The 16,634-nt window shown below is 69.1% G+C and carries 14 protein-coding genes; 4 read left to right on the top strand and 10 right to left on the bottom strand.

The genetic code is table 11. From position 1 onward, the window contains the following. The first annotated feature begins 88 nt into the window (after nucleotides 1–88). Nucleotides 89–2,479: a SpoIIE family protein phosphatase gene (locus HDA40_RS28900; RefSeq protein WP_253760957.1), complete on the top strand. Its 2,391-nt coding sequence runs from the start codon at nucleotides 89–91 to the stop codon at nucleotides 2,477–2,479. Between the two features lie 11 nt (nucleotides 2,480–2,490). Here HDA40_RS28900 and HDA40_RS28895 read toward each other — a convergent pair whose 3' ends face one another. Beyond that, on the bottom strand, nucleotides 2,491–3,312 hold the full coding sequence (locus tag HDA40_RS28895; protein ID WP_253760956.1) for a SigB/SigF/SigG family RNA polymerase sigma factor: 822 nt from the start codon (nucleotides 3,310–3,312) through the stop codon (nucleotides 2,491–2,493). A gap of 179 nt (nucleotides 3,313–3,491) precedes the next feature. Further along, nucleotides 3,492–4,712: a glycosyltransferase gene (locus HDA40_RS28890; protein ID WP_253763851.1), complete on the bottom strand. Its 1,221-nt coding sequence runs from the start codon at nucleotides 4,710–4,712 to the stop codon at nucleotides 3,492–3,494. A 96-nt stretch (nucleotides 4,713–4,808) separates the two neighbouring features. Here HDA40_RS28890 and HDA40_RS28885 point away from each other — a divergent pair, with 96 nt between their 5' ends. After that, nucleotides 4,809–6,914 (top strand): amylo-alpha-1,6-glucosidase, encoded by a 2,106-nt coding sequence (locus HDA40_RS28885; protein ID WP_253760955.1) that lies wholly within the window; start codon nucleotides 4,809–4,811, stop codon nucleotides 6,912–6,914. 34 nt (nucleotides 6,915–6,948) lie between these two features. Here the strand turns inward: HDA40_RS28885 and HDA40_RS28880 are convergent, their stop codons facing one another. After that, nucleotides 6,949–7,269 carry an STAS domain-containing protein gene (locus tag HDA40_RS28880; protein ID WP_253760954.1) on the bottom strand — a complete coding sequence of 107 codons (321 nt, stop codon included), beginning with the start codon at nucleotides 7,267–7,269 and terminating at the stop codon, nucleotides 6,949–6,951. Between the two features lie 34 nt (nucleotides 7,270–7,303). Then, nucleotides 7,304–7,672, bottom strand: a complete 369-nt coding sequence (locus tag HDA40_RS28875; RefSeq protein WP_253760953.1) for a YbjQ family protein — start codon at nucleotides 7,670–7,672, stop codon at nucleotides 7,304–7,306. Between the two features lie 337 nt (nucleotides 7,673–8,009). Here HDA40_RS28875 and HDA40_RS28870 point away from each other — a divergent pair, with 337 nt between their 5' ends. Beyond that, on the top strand, nucleotides 8,010–9,080 hold the full coding sequence (locus HDA40_RS28870; protein ID WP_253760952.1) for a glycosyltransferase family 4 protein: 1,071 nt from the start codon (nucleotides 8,010–8,012) through the stop codon (nucleotides 9,078–9,080). Nucleotides 9,081–9,159: 79 nt separating this feature from the next. Here HDA40_RS28870 and HDA40_RS28865 read toward each other — a convergent pair whose 3' ends face one another. From HDA40_RS28865 to HDA40_RS28855, 3 genes are read right to left on the bottom strand one after another with little or no spacing between them, the layout of a single operon-like run. Beyond that, nucleotides 9,160–9,885 carry a metallophosphoesterase family protein gene (locus HDA40_RS28865; protein WP_253760951.1) on the bottom strand — a complete coding sequence of 242 codons (726 nt, stop codon included), beginning with the start codon at nucleotides 9,883–9,885 and terminating at the stop codon, nucleotides 9,160–9,162. After that, nucleotides 9,885–10,178, bottom strand: coding sequence for a hypothetical protein (locus HDA40_RS28860; protein WP_253760950.1), 294 nt, complete (start codon nucleotides 10,176–10,178; stop codon nucleotides 9,885–9,887). The genes HDA40_RS28865 and HDA40_RS28860 overlap by 1 nt, the downstream gene beginning before the upstream one ends. After that, a complete protein-coding gene (locus HDA40_RS28855) occupies nucleotides 10,171–10,746 on the bottom strand; it encodes a nucleotidyltransferase (protein WP_253760949.1) in 576 nt (191 codons plus the stop codon). Before HDA40_RS28855 ends, HDA40_RS28860 begins: the two co-directional genes overlap by 8 nt. Nucleotides 10,747–10,849: 103 nt before the next feature. On the opposite strand from HDA40_RS28855, the gene ctaD reads away from it, so the two are divergent. After that, the gene (gene ctaD, locus HDA40_RS28850) at nucleotides 10,850–12,613 is read left to right on the top strand and encodes an aa3-type cytochrome oxidase subunit I (RefSeq protein WP_253763850.1); all 1,764 of its coding nucleotides are present in this window, start codon (nucleotides 10,850–10,852) and stop codon (nucleotides 12,611–12,613) included. Between the two features lie 158 nt (nucleotides 12,614–12,771). Here the strand turns inward: ctaD and mctP are convergent, their stop codons facing one another. From mctP to HDA40_RS28835, 3 genes are all read right to left on the bottom strand, one after another. Continuing rightward, entirely contained in the window at nucleotides 12,772–14,400 is a 1,629-nt protein-coding gene (gene mctP / locus HDA40_RS28845) for a monocarboxylate uptake permease MctP (RefSeq protein WP_253760948.1), read from the bottom strand. Beyond that, nucleotides 14,400–14,645 (bottom strand): DUF3311 domain-containing protein, encoded by a 246-nt coding sequence (locus tag HDA40_RS28840; protein ID WP_253760947.1) that lies wholly within the window; start codon nucleotides 14,643–14,645, stop codon nucleotides 14,400–14,402. Before HDA40_RS28840 ends, mctP begins: the two co-directional genes overlap by 1 nt. Nucleotides 14,646–14,761: 116 nt before the next feature. Then, a complete protein-coding gene (locus tag HDA40_RS28835) occupies nucleotides 14,762–16,627 on the bottom strand; it encodes a glycosyltransferase family protein (protein WP_253760946.1) in 1,866 nt (621 codons plus the stop codon). Nucleotides 16,628–16,634 lie beyond the last annotated feature (7 nt).

Below are 16,634 nucleotides of genomic sequence, written 5' to 3'. Positions count from 1 at the left end.
TAAGAGGCGGTTTCGCCCGATTTGCTCACCCTGGCCGCCCGGCCCCCGACGACAGGCGATCCGCAGCAGCGCGCCATATGATCGCCCAGTGGTGGAGAGCACGGCCGAAGACTGGCCCGTCCGCGTCCAGCGCCTCGAACAGGAGGTCGCCGGGCTGCGCCGGGCCATGCGTACGCGAGCCTTGATCGAGCAGGCGAAAGGCATCCTCGCCGAACGACAGGGTGTCGACCCGGAGACGGCGTACGCCCAGCTCTCCCAACGCTCGCAGCGCAGCAACACCCCCTTGGTCGACGTCGCCGCCGACGTCGTCAACGGCATCGCCCCGCCCGATCGACCGGCCGCCGTGGCGGTGACGGCCGAGGCGGAGACCCCGCCGGTCGCCCCGGCCGCCCCGCGGCGCACCGAAGCACTGTCCATCACACCGGAGCCGCGCCCGCTCACCGTCATGGCCGGGCTGGCCCCGACCAAGCCGCCGGCCTGGCCCGACGAGGCGAAACGGCGGCTGCGCCGGGCGGTCTCCGCGTTCACCGCGGCCGACGACATCACCGGGTTGACCTCGGCGGTCATGGCTAACGCGGGCGATCCGCCGCCCAGCGGCGTGGCCGTGTTCGCCGCCGAGCCGAACGGCTCCCTGCGCCTGATCGGCGCGGAAGGCTGGACGTCTCAGCAGATCAGCGAGGCCCGGCGGATTCCCTCGTTGATCGCCACGCCGATGAGCGAGGTCGTGCGGCACGCGCATCCCGTGCTCTTCGACGGCCAGGCGGAGACCGATCTCGCCCTGGTCGGGCCGGGTCCGGCGATGGTGGGCTATCCGATCGCCATCGAATCGCGCGTCACCGGCGTACTGCTGATCTCGTGGACGCAGCCGCGTGAGTTCACCGCGCTCGACCGCAGCTATCTCGACCGCCTCGCCCAGGAGTCGGGCCGCGCGGTCGGGCGGGTCTGGGCGCAGGCGATCGCGGGCACCGCCGCCTCGCTCACCGGCGACCTCGGCTGGATCCAGCGCGTCATCGACGCCACCTCGGGCATGACCCAGCTGCTCACGCCGATCCGGGACGCCGCCGGGGTGGTCATCGACTTCTACGTCGCGGCGATGAGCCCGCTCGCCCAGGCCGACGAGCCCGACGCGCTCGGCCGGCGGCTGCTCGACGCGTACCCGCATCTGCTGACGAACGGCATCTTCGACGCCTACGTACGGACGCTGGCCGACGGCACGCCCTGGGAACGGGAACCCGAGCCGGAGGACGCCCGGGTCGCCGGGACCTGGCAACGCGTCGTGAAGGGCCGCCGGGCCGCGCCGATCGCCGGGGCGATCATCGCCTCGTGGCGGCGCGTCGACGAGTTCGTCCGGCTGGAGGAACAGGTCACCCAGATGGAGCAGCTCGGCCACTTCGGCTGGTGCGAGTGGGATCCGATCGGCAAACGCATGTGGTGGTCGCCGGGCATGTACCGGCTGCTCGGCGTGTCACCGCGCAAGGGGCCCTTGTCGCGTACCGCCCTGGTGGAACTGGCCGAGCCCGAGTCGCGGCCGATCCTCACCGAGGCCCTGCGCCGCGCGGCGCACGGTGGTCAAGCCACTGTAGACATCGATCTGCGTCGCGGCGGCGAGGAGCTGGTCCGGCTCCGCGCGTTCGCCGCGGGCGAGGGCCCGCGGCCCGAGGAGACCGACCCGCGCGGCACCGTGCGGCTCCTGGTCCAGGACATCTCCGTGCAACTCCAGCTCGACGAGCAACTGCGGCGTTCGCAGGCGCAGGCTTCAGCTCAACGGGTACGACTGGCGGCCGAGCACGAACTCACCAGAGCCCTGATGGACCTGCTGTATCCGGCCCGCTCCTTCGACCACAGCAGCGGCCCGTTGCGCGTGGTCGGGCGGCACTTCGCCACCGATCGCACGGCTCCCCTACGCGGGGACTTCTGTGACGCTCAGCTGTTGCCGAACGGCGACCTGCTGCTGGTGGTCGGCGACATGTTCGGTTCGGGCCTGACCGCCGCCTCGGCGGTGGCCCGGCTCATGCCGCCGGTCGTCGCGCTGGGCATCGCCGGACTCGCACCCGAGGCGATCCTGGCGGTCCTCAACACCGAGCTGCATCGGCTGCCCGATCCGCCGCTGGCCAGCCTGGCGCTGGCCCGGGTGGACCACGAGACGAAGGTCGCGACCTGGGCTCAGGCCGGCCACCTGCCCCCGATTCTGGTACGCGGCCGCACCGCTACGGCGACGCCGTTGAAGTCGCCCGAGGGGCCGGCGCTGGGTCTGCTGCCGGACGCGGTGTTCAGCAGCGGCGCCGCCCAGCTGGAACCGGGCGACACCCTGGTGTTCTACACAGACGGCGTCCTCGATCGGCGGGCCCGTGATCCGCTGAAGAACCTGAGCAGCAAGCTCGGCCGGGGCGTACGCGCCGGCGAGCCGGAGTCGGCGTTGACTGTGCCGACTCCGGCTCGAACCGACGAGGCATGCCTCGTTGCCCTGTCCTACTCGTAGAACCTGACGGATCAGGCGTCTTCGAGCAGGACGTTCTTCAGCCGGTTGAGCGACTGGGTGAGCAACCGCGAGACATGCATCTGGGAGACGCCGACGATCTTGGCGATCTCCGCCTGGGTCATGTTTCCGAAGTACCGCAGCACCAGGATCTTCTGCTCCCGGGCCGGCAGTGCGGACACCGCCTGCCAGAGAGCCTGGCGCTCGGGGACGAGCTCCAGCTCGTTGTCGACTCCCCCGACGAGATCGCCGAGTTCGACGTCGACGTCTGCTCCCCGCACCGGCGCGTTGAGCGAGTAGGCCCGGTAGGCCCGCGCGCACTCGAGACCGGCGCTCACCTGATCGGTGCTCAGTTTCAGGTGCTCGGCGAGATCGGCCACGGTCGGCACCCGGCGCAGAGACTGGCTCAGCGTCGGAATCGTGCGGCTGATCTCCATGTGCAGCTCCTGGAGCTGGCGGCGGACCCGAATCATCCAACCCCGGTCGCGGAAGTGCCGCTTGAGCTCACCCACCATGGTGGGCACCACGTAGTGCAGGAACGACTCGCCGCGCTCGGTGTCGTACCGATCGACGGCCTTGATCGCGGCGACCAGGGCGACCTGAGTCAGGTCGTCCATCTCTTCACCGCGATTGCCGAAGCGCAGCGCGATGCGCCGCGCGAGGGGAAGGCACGCCTCGATGACCGACTCGCGAAGTCGCGCCCGCTCGGGGTCGTCAGCATCGAGTTTCTGCATCCGAGCGAGGGCGTCCGAGGTCGTCGCCTCGAAATCGCCTGATGCCGCCGTCGACTCGGAGTTGTGCGTGCCGTGCTGGAACCTGACCTTCTCCTGGGTCATGGACATGACTGCTGTCACCTGCGCCGGCCCCACGCGAAAAGCCCTTGGCCTCTCGTTGGCGCCTTCGGTGTCCAGAAACGGTGGCACCCGACTGCTTGAGTGCCGCACAGCGTCACGGCTCACCGGGCCGCTGTCGCGTCAGGCGTTTTGACGCGGCTTCAGTCTAGTCCCTCCAGCCGTCAGCGCAAACTGACCAGTTGTCGGGCGATAACCGATCGGTATACGGCCTCCACCTGTTCGGCTACCCGGGGCCACGGGTAGCGGGCCTGAGCCTGGCTCATTCCGGCCACCGCGTACGCGTACCGCCGGGGTTCGACGGTCAGCAGTTCGCGGATGGCCTTCGCCAGGCCGTCGACGTCGCCGGGGGCCACCAGCAGGCCGGACACGCCGTGCGCCACCGAGTCGGCCAGCCCGCCGACGGCATACGCCACAACCGGTGTGCCACAAGCCATCGCCTCCAGCGGAGTCATCCCGAACGTCTCGTACGCCGGTGTGCAGGCGAGCAGGTCGGCCGAGCGATACAGCTCCGGCATCCGCTCGTTCGGCACCCCGCCGAGCAGTTCCACCCGGTCGGTCACGCCGAGTTCCTCGGCCGCCTCGACGAGCCGTTGCGCGACCGGGTCCGCCGCGAGCCGATCCTTCGCCGGCCCGCCCGCGATCACCAGGTGCGCCCCTGGAACCCGGCGGATGGCCTTGATCAGGTCGAGGAAGCCTTTCCGGGGGATCATCCGCCCAACGGCCAGGATCCGGGGCGTTTCCTCCGGCGACCGCAACCTGGGTCCGTCCGGGCCGGGCCGGAAGCGGTCGAGATCGACGCCGGACGGGACGACTGCGATCTGTCCTCGGGCAATGCCGAGTTTCAGCAGCTCCCCGACCTCGTCGGCGGATTGGGCGATGACCCGGTCGGCGCTGTGTGCGACCAGCGGCTCCAGCTCCGTCCGTTCGGCCGGGCTGGTGTCGGCGACCCCCTGCACCCGTCGCTTCACGGTGCCGAGCGCGTGGAAGGTGGTGACCAGCGGCAGGCGCTCGCCGTCCAGGATTCCCGCCCCCGCCCGGAGCGCGGCCACCCCGCTCATCCAGTAGTGCGAGTGCACGACGTCCGGCGGCGCGATGGTCCAGCGGGCCGCCAGCCAAGCCCCGAAATCGGACATGAAGGGCAGCAGGTGGTCCCGGGGCACGGCCTGCGGCGGACCGGCCGGAACGTGCACCACACGGAAACCGCCGGACTCCACGGTCTCCGGCGGCCCCGGATCGTCCCGGCGGGTGAAGACCTCGACTTCGTGGCCCCGGCGGGCCAGGGCGGTCGCCAGCGCGGCCACATGGACGTTCTGCCCACCGGCGTCCACCCCGCCGAGCTGGGCGAGCGGGCTCGCGTGCTCCGAGACCAAGGCGACGCGCAGTGCGCGCGGCCCCGATCGGGTCGAGATCGGCATGCTCGGCGGCGTACCCCGGCCCGTGGGGCATAAACCCCGACACGCCCGGGTACGCCCGGATCTGTGACCGAAGGCCTGGCTGCCCCTGACCCGTTCGAAGCATCCCAACCACCCGCGCTCAGCGGCGTACGCGGGGTGGTGACTCTCGTCGAGGGGACGACATTCTGCATCAGCGAGGCCACCGGCGACATCGTCGGCAACGGCCTGCAAGGGCTCTACTTTCGTGACGCGCGCGTCCTGTCGCGCTGGCAGTTGCGACTCGACGGGCAGGCTCCGCAGCCGTTGTCGGTGGTCGACAGCGACGCCTTCACCGCCCGCTTCATCGGCCGACGGCCCGCCGTCCCGGGTAAGCACGACAGCACCATGCTGGTGGATCGGCACCGCTGGCTCGGCCGGGGCATGCGCGAGGTGATCACCCTCAGCAACGTCGCCCGGGAAGCCACCGCCGTCTCGGTGGAACTGCTGGTGGACACGGATTTCGCCGATCTGTTCGCCGTCAAGGAGGGCCGCCCCGGCGCGCCCTCTCCGCGTACCAGTAGATCTGGCATGGAGCTGTTCTTCAGTCGGGAGGACGGGTCGCGCGGTCTGTTGGTCCACGCGGCCGGCGAGCCCACGGTGAGCGCCGCGGGCCTGGTGTGGCAGGTGGTCATCCCGCCGCGCGAGAGCTGGACGGTGGAGCTGATCGCGCAGCCGGTGGTGGCGAACTGCCGGATCGAGCCGCGGTTTCGCGACCTGCCCGCCGAGAAGGGCGAACCGGGCTGGCGGGATCGGGTCACCGAGCTGCGCGTCGAGCACCCGGGGCTCGCCCGCATCCTCCAGCGCACCGTGCACGACCTGGAGGCGCTGCGCATGATCGACCAGGACGAGCCGCAGCGGATCTACGTCGCCGCCGGTGCGCCCTGGTTCATGACGCTCTTCGGCCGCGACAGCCTGCTGACCAGCTGGATGACGCTGCCGCTGGACCCCACCCTGGCGGTCGGCACGCTCCAGACGCTCGCGGCGTTGCAGGGCACCCAGCACGACCTGCGCACCGAGGAACAACCCGGGCGCATCCTGCACGAGATGCGGCTCGGCCCGCAGAACGTCGAGACGCTCGGCGGCATGAACTACTACGGGACGGTCGACGCGACGCCGCTCTTCGTCGCCCTGCTCGGCGAGGTCTGGCGGTGGGGCGCGGCGGAGAGCACCGTCCGCGCCCTGCTCCCGGCGGCCGACGCCGCGCTGTCCTGGATGGAGCGGCACGGCGACCGGGACGGCGACGGCTTCCTGGAATACCAGCGCGCCACCGACCGCGGCCTGGACAACCAGGGCTGGAAGGACAGCTGGGACGGCATCAACGACGCCACCGGCCGGCTCGCCGAGCCGCCGATCGCGCTCGCGGAGGCGCAGGGGTACGCGTACGCGGCGTGGCTGGCGCGGGCGGAGCTGGCCGAGGCGGTCGGCGAACGGGCCACCGCGTCGGCCTGCCGAGCCAAGGCGGAGAAGTTGCAGCAGTTGTTCGCCGAACGGTTCTGGCTGCCGGAGGAGGGTTTCTACGCGATCGCGCTGGACGGGCTCAAGCGCCCGGTCGACTCGATCACCAGCAACCCGGCGCACTGCCTGTGGAGCGGCATCGTCCCCGACGAGCACGCCGAACGCATCGTGGCCGGGCTCGCCGGGCTGGACTCGGGCTTCGGGCTGCGGACGCTGTCGGATCGCATGGGGGCGTACAACCCGATGAGTTACCACAACGGCTCGATCTGGCCGCACGACACGGCGATCGCGGTCGCGGGGCTGATGCGGTACGCCCACATCCCAGGCGCCGTCCCGCTCGCCCACCGGCTCGCCGACGGCCTGATCCGGGCGGGGCAGGCGTTCGGCGGCCGGTTGCCGGAGCTGTTCTGCGGGTTCTCCGCCGACGCGTTCAGCCCGCCGATCCCGTACCCGACCTCGTGCTCGCCTCAAGCCTGGGCGAGCGCCGCTCCCCTGCTGCTGGTGCGCTCGTTCCTCGGACTGGAGCCGGACGTGCCGAACCGGCGCCTGCGGCTGGCCCCGGCGTTGCCGCCGTCGTGGGGTCGGATCAGCCTGCGCCGGTTGCGGCTGGGCGATTACGACCTGCGAGTCGGCGCTTCGACCAGCGGCGCGCACATCACCGGGCTTCCTCCCGAGTGGACGGTCGCCCTGTCGTGACGATCTCTCGCATCGAGCTGTCGTGGCGAGCGGGTCAGCTGCTCTGTGCCGAGAGCATGGTCGCGACCCCGGTGACCTCCAGTACTCGGGCCACCCAGTGCCGGGCGCCGCGGACGGACAGCTGCAAGCTCGCCTGCCGGGCCGACCGGTACGCCTCGACGAGCGCGCGTACGCCGGTGGAGTCGATGAACGTGACGCCCGCGAGGTCGATGACGACGTCACGCCGGTCGGCGATCGCGGACTGCAGTTCTTCGGTCAGTTGGGCGACGGTGGTCAGGTCGACGTCTCCCCGGACGAGCACTGCGGTGGCGTCCGGTTCAGACTTTCGTTCTACCGCGAAATCCTGGTCATCCATACGCATCGCCGCAATCGGCGCACATCCGTTTCTTCTAGAGGCGCATAGTCTCGACCGAACTTACCCTCTTGCGCCGAGAAGCGGGAGCCGGAACTGCCGGAACCGCACGAACCGCAGTCCCGTACGCGCAGATCTCGTTCCAGACCTCGGTCACCAGACGGTGGTCCATCCGCATGGCGATGACGGCGTTCGCCCCGATCTTCCGCGCGTTGTACGCCATCATCTCGATCGCCTCCTCCCGACAGCGCCGCATGAGGTCCATGCGTTCGGTGTTGGACACACCTTGCCCGTCCGCGAGTGATCGCATGCCTTCCAGGTATGGGCTGATCGAGTGCGGGGAGACCCCGACGACGGCGCCCATGATCGTCTCGACCTCGTATCCGGCGATCCATTCGGTCGTCACGACGACGATCCCCGATCGCATGCCAGCCACTTCCATCGCCAAACCTGCCCATCCCCGTGGGTTGTCAGAGCGCTGGACCAGGGATCTGATCCAGCGCCGGCGTCTACGACGCTTACGGACTCTTTGCGGAAAAGCACCGCTCTAGGGAAAAACGGCCAATACCCACCGGCGGCTGACGCAAACCGCCCGAGCGGGTGACCCCAGGGTGACGCGGCACCACCCCAATCGGGTGACCGCGGTCCGGCGTGTCCCGACCGACACGCCGTGACAGACGTGGGTCCAATTCGCAAACGGGGCAATTTGCATACCGGCGTTTTACCTGGGTATGGACGCGATCGTGGAATCGCTCAGCATAGTGATGGTCGCGCCGCCTTACTTCGATCTACCGCCCGCCGGCTACGGCGGGATCGAGGCGGTCGTGGCCGATCTGACGGACGGCCTGATGGCCGCCGGACACAAGGTGACACTGGTCGGCGCGGGGCGGAACGGCACACTCGGGGAACTGGTCTCCGTCTGGCCGAGCACGCTCGGCGACCGGCTCGGGGACTCGGCCGTCGAGGTGGAGATCGCTCTGATGACCCGCCGGGCCGTCCAGAAACTGATCGCCCGACGGGCGGTCGACGTGGTGCACGACCACACCTTCTCGGGCCCGCTCAACGGGGCGATCTACGCCGATCTCGGCGTACCGGCGCTGACCACAGTGCACGGTCCGGCTCACGAGCAGAACCGCCGGTTCTACCGGGCCCTGGGCACCGACGTGGGGCTGATCTCCATCAGCGGTCAGCAACGGCGGCTCGCGCCCGAGCTGAACTGGGTCGGCACCGTCTACAACGGACTACGTCCGAACGACTGGCCGTACGCCGAGCGCAAACAGGACTACGCGCTCTTCCTCGGCCGCTATCACCCGACCAAGGGCGCGCACCTCGCGATCGAGGCCGCGCACCGGGCCGGCCTGCCGCTCATCATGGCGGGCAAGAAGATGGAGGCCGTCGAGAAGGAGTACTTCGAGGAGGTCATCGAGCCGATGCTCGGCCCGGACGACGTCGCCATGGGCGTCGCCGACGCCGCTCAAAAGCGGGAGCTGATGGTCAACGCCCGTTGCCTGCTGTTCCCCATCACCTGGCAAGAGCCGTTCGGCATGGTGATGATCGAGTCCATGGTCTGCGGCACACCGGTCGTCGCCCTGCGCTCCGGGTCGGTTCCCGAAGTCGTGGAGCACGGTGTCACCGGAATCATCTGCGAGGAGCCCGACGAGCTGCCGCAGGCGTTGCACGATGTGACCCGGATCGATCCGGCGGCCTGCCGTCGCCGGGTGTCCGAGATGTTCAGCGCCAAGGCGATGGCCCGCGGGTACGCGCAGGTGTACCAGCAGGCGGTGGAGTCGGCCGGTCGGCTCGCCCTCGTCTGATCTGGCGATCGATGCACGCGGCCCGCGGAGGTGCACACCGCGGGCCGCGTTCCGTCGTGCGTTCCTCTGTCGTGCGTTCCTAGCAGGTCTGGTCGATCGCGAACACGCTGTACGCCTGCCGGATCACCGGATGCGCGACGTTCCGCACGCGTACGCCGCCCGGGGTGACGCCTCGTTCGACACCAGCGTGGGCATGCCCGTGGATCGCCAGCTGGGTCGGCACCGCGTCGATCGCCTCGGCCAGCAGGTAGGAGCCGAGGAACGGGTAGATCTCCAACGGTTCGCCCTGCAAGGTGTCCGGCACCGGCGAATAATGCGTGAGAGCGACGCGTACGTCGCATTCGAGCGACTCCAGGGCCTTGGTGAGCAGGCTCGCGCTGAACTCCGTATGCCGCACGAAGTCCTTCATCTCCGGTTCCCCGAAGGCCGTCGCGCACCGGCCGGCGAAGCCGCCGCCGAAACCCTTGGCCCCGGCGACTCCCAGCTGACCGTTCTGGGTGTCGACGACGGTCCCCTCCCCCTCCAGGACCGTCAGCCCGGCGGCCTGCAGAATGCCGGTCACCTCGATGACCCGGTCACCGTGGTAGTCGTGGTTGCCCAGGACCGCCACCACCGGCACGTCCAGCCCGCCGAACTCCTCCGCCACGCACTCGGCTTCCTCGGGCGTACCGTGGCGGGTCAGGTCGCCCGCGAGCAGCAGGACGTCGGCATGATCCGCGACGTCGTCCAGGGCCGGCCGGAACCGCCCCACCACGTCCCGGTCGAGGTGCACGTCTCCGACTGCGCCGACTCGTACGCGTCCCATCAGTGCCGATCCTCACTGGCCGCGCCCGCCCCGGCGGACGGCCGGCCGGTCAGTTCCTCAGATTCCTGCGGCTTGTGTACGTGAGGAACGGACAACTCGTTGCGGATGGTCAACTCCGGGAAGGCCTCGGCGATCCGCAGCTCGACCTCGCGGCAGCGGAGCTCGCTTTCGACCTCGCCCCGCAGCACGAGCAGATCGTCATGCCGGACGGCGTCGATACCCAGCTCGCCGCCGTCCTCGGCCAGCAGGCGCTGCACCTGGGCCAGTAGATATTCGTCCTTCATCTCAGGCATCTCCCGTCTCCAGCTGCCGCGGCGCGATCTCCAGCAGCTCCGCCAGGCGGATGAAGGCCGCCGCGTACGGAGACTCTTTGGTCTCACGGCGTACGCGGCTCCAGTCGATCCGCTCGCGCAGCGACCGGGCCAGCGGCAGCCCCTTGGAGTAGTCGCAGTGGTGCTCGTTGAAGGTCAGCAGCTTGTGCACCATCAGCGTGGTCGGCGACAGCACCGGCATGCTGAGTGCGGCGACCTTCATGACGGCCGCGTCGGCGAGGGTGTCGTCGTCGACCTCCCGATCCACCGGACGATGGATGAGGTCCACCAAGGTGCCCTCGTGGTACGCCTTCACCAGCCAGTCTTCGGGGGGACGGTGAGTCTCCAGGCCCGCGGCGGCCATCGCCTCCAGGGACCGGTCGACGTCCTCGGCCTTGATCAGGAAGTCGACGTCATGGTCGCTGGACGCACCGCCGTGCGCGTAGACGGCGTACCCCCCGGCCAGCGCGAACGGGATCTGCGCGCTCTTGAGGACGCTCGCCGCCACCTTCAGCGCCTCGATCAGCACCTCGTCATCGGCTCTGGTCACATCAGCCCGCATACCCTGAACCCCGATCAGGTACACGCGTCAGATCCGGACAAACTCCCTGTAATGATCTTTATCAAAGAGTAGCGTGACGCGCGTGACTCCCGTGAACACGCCGGGCACCTCCATACAGCCGGCGATCATCAACACATATCCGGGACCCGTTCGCCTACCGGCCAAGGGTTCCGCGTTCGGCCGCATCCTGCGGACCACCGACGCCAAACAGATCGGGATCATGTATCTCGTCACGTCGTTCGGCTTCTTCATGGCCGGCGGACTGATGGCACTGATCATGCGAACCGAGCTGGCCCGGCCGGGCCTGCAATTCCTGTCCGCCGAGCAGTACAACCAGCTGTTCACCGAGCACGGCACCATCATGCTGCTGCTGTTCGCGACGCCCATCCTGTTCGCCTTCGCGAACTACGTCGTGCCGTTGCAGATCGGCGCACCGGACGTCGCCTTCCCACGGCTCAACGCGCTCGCGTACTGGTTGTATCTGTTCGGCGGAACGATGGTGGTCTCCGGGTTCGCCATGCCCGGCGGCGCGGCCGACTTCGGCTGGTTCGCGTACCAGCCGCTCGCCGGCGAGGTCAACAGCCCCGGGCCCGGCGCCAACGCCTGGTTCGTCGGCCTGGTGATCTCCGGCCTCGGCACGATCCTCGGCGCGGTCAACATGATGACCACGATCCTGACCCTGCGCGCGCCCGGCATGACGATGTTCCGGATGCCGATCTTCACCTGGAACATCCTGGTGACGTCGCTGATGGTGCTGCTCGTCTTCCCGATCCTGGCGGCGGCGCTGCTGGCGGTGATGGCCGACCGGGTGCTCGGCGCGCACGTCTACGACGCGGCGACCAACGGCGCGCTCCTGTGGCAGCACCTGTTCTGGTTCTTCGGCCATCCCGAGGTCTACATCGTCGCGCTGCCGTTCTTCGGCATCATCACCGAGGTCATCCCGGTGTTCAGCCGCAAGCCGCTGTTCGGCTACAAGGGCATGGTGCTGGCGACGCTGTCCATCGCGGCGCTGTCGATGAGCGTGTGGGCGCACCACATGTTCGTCACCGGCCAGGTCCTGCTGCCGTTCTTCTCGGTCCTCAGCTTCATGATCGCGGTGCCGACCGGCATGAAGTTCTTCAACTGGATCGGCAGCATGTGGCGCGGCAAGGTCACCTTCGAGACGCCGATGCTGTTCTCGATCGGCTTCCTGGTGACCTTCCTGCTCGGTGGTCTGTCGGGTGTGCTGCTGGCCAGCCCGCCGGTGGACTTCCAGGTGTCCGACTCGTACTTCGTCGTCGCGCACTTCCACTACGTGCTATTCGGCACGATCGTCTTCGCCGTCTTCGCCGGCGTCTACTTCTGGTTCCCGAAGATGTTCGGCCGGATGCTCGACGAGCGGCTCGGCAAGTTCCACTTCTGGCTCACCTTCATCGGCTTCCACACCACGTTCCTCGTGCAGCACTGGCTCGGCAACGAGGGCATGCCCCGCCGGTACGCCGACTACCTGCCCAGCGACGGGTTCACCACGCTGAACACGATCTCGACGATCGGCTCCTTCATCCTGGGCTTCTCGATGCTGCCGTTCCTGTGGAACGTCTGGAAGTCGTACCGGTTCGGGCCGGTCGTGACCGCCGAGGATCCGTGGGGCCACGGGAACTCGCTGGAGTGGGCGACGCCCACCCCGCCGCCGCTGCGCAACTTCGACCGCATCCCGCGTATCCGGTCGGAGCGGCCGGCGTTCGACCTCCATCATCCCGAGCTGGCGCTCAACGCGCCCATCTCCGCTCCCCCGGCCCCAGGCGTGCCGCTTCGACCAGATCAGCGACCGGCGATCCCACCAGATCAGGGATCCGGGTCGAATCTTGAGCCATGATTCGACCCATATCCCTGATCCAGCGCTAAGGACGGCCAGCGCTAAAGCACGGCCAGCGCTGAAAGGGCGGCCGGCGCTGAGAGGGCGGAAGGGGCCGGGCTCCGAAGAGCACCGGCCCCTGATCGACCTCCCCAGGTCGAGTCTTCGGCCCTAGCGGGTCAGGCGACGGCCGCCTCGGTCGGCGTGGCCGCGCCCTGGGGCTCGTCCTCGTCGACGAAGTAGTCCGGCCGAGCCGTGCCGTCCGTTCCGTCGGCGACCTTGAACGCCCGCAGGAGGACCGTGCCGAGCGCCGCGACGACGAGGTTCGCCACCACCGCGACAAGCCCCGCGTAGATCGTCATCTTCGTGTCGAAGCCGAGCTTCGACAGCGGGAAGTTCGATCCGGCGAAGTGGTCCCGGGTCGCGTTGCTGACGTTGTACAACATCCACATGCCGAACGCCATTCCGGCAACCCATCCCGCGATCAGGGCTCCCTTGTGGAACCAGCGGGTGAACAGTCCGATCGCGACGGACGGCAGCGTCTGCAGGATGATCACGCCGCCGATGAGCTGAAGGTCGATGGAGAACTGCGGGTCCAGCAGGATGATGCAGAGCAGGGCGCCCACCTTGACCACCAGTGAGGTGATCTTGCTGACCTTCGCCTCCTGAGCCGGCGTGGCCTCCTTGTTCAGGTACTCCCGGTAGATGTTGCGGGTGAACAGGTTCGCCGCGGCGATCGACATGATGGCCGCCGGGACCAGCGCGCCGATGCCGATCGCGGCGAACGCGACGCCCGCGAACCACGCCGGGAACTGGCCCTGGAACAGCAGCGGCACCACGGTGTTCGTGTCGGGTGCCTTCGTGCCCGGCAACGGCGTCACCTTGGCGGCGATGGCCGCGAACCCGAGCAGCGCCAGCAGCCCGAGCAACAGCGAGTACGCCGGCAGCGCCGACATGTTCCGCTTGATCACGTTGCGGTTCTTCGAGGCCAGCACCCCGGTCACGGAGTGCGGGTAGAGGAACAGCGCCAATGCCGAGCCCAGCGCGAGGCTGATGTACTGCAACTGGTTGTTGGCATTCAGCAGGACGCCGTCGGCTGGGTTGGCCGAAGCCTGGAACTTCGCGTCGGCCGCCGAGAAGATGCCGTCCCAGCCGCCCAGCTTGGTCGGCAGGATGATGATCGCCGCGAGGATCACGACGTAGATCAGCGAGTCCTTCACGAAGGCGATCAGCGCCGGCGCCCGCAGGCCCGACTGATAGGTGTACGCCGCCAGGATGGCGAACGCGATGATGATCGGCAGGTGGCGGGCGACCGTGGAGTCGCCGGTGAGGCCGATCGTCTTGAGCACCGCCTCGATGCCGACCAGCTGGAGCGCGATGTACGGCATGGTGGCGACGATGCCGGTGATCGCCACGAGCAGCGCCAGCGTCGGCGACCCGAACCGGACCCGGACGAAGTCGGCCGGGGTGACCAGGCGGTGCTTGTGCGACACGGACCAGAGCCGGATCAGGATCAGGAAGAAGATCGGATACAGGATGATGGTGTACGGGACGGCGTAGAAGCCGAGCGCACCCGCCCCGAAGACGAGGGCCGGAACGGCGACGAAGGTGTACGCCGTGTACAGGTCACCGCCGATGAGGAACCAGGTGATCCAGGAGCCGAAGTTCCGGCCGCCGAGACCCCATTCGTCGAGGTGCTCCATGGTGGCCGGGCGGCGCCAGCGGGCGGCGACGAAGCCCATCGCGGACACGGCGACGAACAGGACGGCGAAGACGACCAGCTCCACCACGTGGACGTTCTTCCACATCAGCGGTCACCTCCTGAAGCCGCGCCACGCCGCTTGGTCATCTGGTAGACGACGGTCGTGGTGGTCACGCCGAGCACGATGAAGGCGAGTTGGAGCCAGTAGAACAGCGGGAAGCCGAAGAGCTTCGGCTCGATCGCGTTGAACAGTGCGGGAATGAGCGGGACCACGATCGGGATGATCAGCAGCCAGTTCCACGGGCTGCGATCGCCGGCCGGATCGGGAGCGGGCGGGGCGGGTTCTCCCATTGAGCGCCTCCTTTGACAATCGCGGGTCGCGCGAAGGAGACCAGATCTTGAGAGGCCGCGACAGTCGCGAGTGCATCGCTGAGCGCCGAACGGTCACACCGCTGCGCCGAGCGGTCTCACCTGTGCGCGTACGCCACGTAACCGTGTGTGGTCAGCGTCCAGTCCTCGGGGACGAGCTTCCGGCAGACCTTCAGGTCACCGGTGCAGACGATGGCGTCGACCTCGTCGGCACGGGCGGGCGGTCGCTTCGGGATCACCGACTGCATCGCGACGAACTCACGGCCGGGCAGCAGGACCCACCAAGGGTATTCCCAGTTGTCGTTCTGCTGGACGAGCCCGATGCGCTGGGCGCCGGCGGCCTCGATCTGGTCGCGCGCCCACAGGAAGTCGCCCGTCCACTGCGGACGGCGAAGGAATCGGGTGTCGACCGAGCTGGTCGTGACGAGCGAACCCTCACCCACCAGGCGCCGCGGGAAGCCGTACCCCACGGCCAGGGTGGCCGACAACGCGGCCGCCACGATGGTCACCACGATCAACCGGAACGGCCAGCGCCGCGCCATCGCCTTGTCGAGCCATAGGCCCACGAGCGGTGCGGCCAGGACCAGCACGAACACGATCAGGCGATTGCCCCACGGCTGCCATTTGACGGTCGCGACGTAGAGCAGCCCGGCCATCGCGACCATCAAGATGTACGCCCGGAGCAGCCCGGCGGATTCGGTGAAGCGGCGCGGCCGGATCGCGCAGAAGAGCACCCCGAGCAGAGCCAGTACGCCCTGGATGGGCAGCGAGACCCGGTCCTCGTCGGGATACCAGGCGACGACCGGGAAGTACGTGACGCCGAAGGTGATGTCGCGGTCCTGCGGGTCGACGCCGACCGCCCGCGAGATCCCCTCGACCCCGGCCGCGACCGCGTGGCTCAGCGGCGCGAGCGGGGTGTCGAGCGCGGTCTGGCCGATGCGCAGCCCGTTGACCAGGATCGCCGCCGGGTCGTGCCGCTGCATCGGGACGGAGTCGGTCAGCCGCGACGAGCCGAGCGGGCTGCCGAACTCCTGATAGTTCCGGTAATAGAAAGGCGCGCAGAGGACGGCCGCGACCGCGAGGACCGCGACCGACGTTCCGACGACCCGGGCGATTCCGCGTACGCGGCCGAGGCGGAGCTGCGCGAGTCCCCAGAGGACCAGCATCGGCGCGGTGCCCAGGAGCCCGGTCGCCTTCGTGACGGCGGCCAGCCCGAAGCCCAGCCCGATCCACAGCGCCGTACGCAGCGTGGCCTTCCGATTCGCGTCGTCGAGCACGAGCGTGGCGACCGAGGCGACCCAGCCCGCGACGATCAGGTCGACCTGCGTACTGCTGGCCTGGAGGGTCACCATCGGCGTGGTCGCGACCACGAAAGCGGTCAGCAGCTGGGCACGTCGGCTCCCGCCGAACTGGGCGACGATCCGTGCGGCGGCGAAGACACACAGCACTCCGGCGGCCCACTGCACGAGGTTGTAGAGGGCGTCCCCGCCGGTCAGCAGACGTAGATGGGCCAGCAGGTATTCGCCGCCGGGAGCCAGGCTGATCTGCCGCTGGATCGCCGTCGGGTACGCCTGCAGGTTGCCGTCGGCGACCCAATGCTCGATCCGGGACAGGTGATACGTCTGGGAGTCGAAGTTGTTCGGCTCGGCCAGGATCGCCATGACCAACTCGATCAGCAGCAGCGCGCCGATCACCGCGACGAGCAGACGCTCCACTTTCGAGGCGGCCGCCCACCAGGCGCGGGCCGACGCCCATCGCCGGGCCGGACGCGGCAGGGGGCGGCCCCGGCGGGCCCACCAGCCGAGGAAGCCGACGAGGAAGAGCGCCCACACGAGGGCGGCCGACCAGCGGTTCAGCGCGTCGAAGGCGCTCAGCGCCTCCAGCGAGACCACGGCGTACGCCCCGATCAGCAGCGCGGCGTGGACGGCCCGAAGGCGAAGCGGCGCAGTGGTCTCCCCGGTCACGCAGGGA

It is taken from the genome of Hamadaea flava, assembly GCF_024172085.1.
GTDB lineage: Bacteria > Actinomycetota > Actinomycetes > Mycobacteriales > Micromonosporaceae > Hamadaea > Hamadaea flava.
The sequence above is the reverse complement of the archived record's forward strand: the minus strand, read 5'-3'. Positions and strand labels throughout refer to the sequence as shown.

Coding starts and splice junctions, on each gene's coding strand:
- HDA40_RS28895 (WP_253760956.1), bottom strand. CDS start 3,312: ATGACCCAGGAGAAGGTCAGGTTCCAGCACGGCACGCACAACTCCGAG.
- HDA40_RS28880 (WP_253760954.1), bottom strand. CDS start 7,269: ATGGATGACCAGGATTTCGCGGTAGAACGAAAGTCTGAACCGGACGCC.
- HDA40_RS28865 (WP_253760951.1), bottom strand. CDS start 9,885: ATGGGACGCGTACGAGTCGGCGCAGTCGGAGACGTGCACCTCGACCGG.
- HDA40_RS28860 (WP_253760950.1), bottom strand. CDS start 10,178: ATGCCTGAGATGAAGGACGAATATCTACTGGCCCAGGTGCAGCGCCTG.
- mctP (WP_253760948.1), bottom strand. CDS start 14,400: ATGTGGAAGAACGTCCACGTGGTGGAGCTGGTCGTCTTCGCCGTCCTG.
- HDA40_RS28840 (WP_253760947.1), bottom strand. CDS start 14,645: ATGGGAGAACCCGCCCCGCCCGCTCCCGATCCGGCCGGCGATCGCAGC.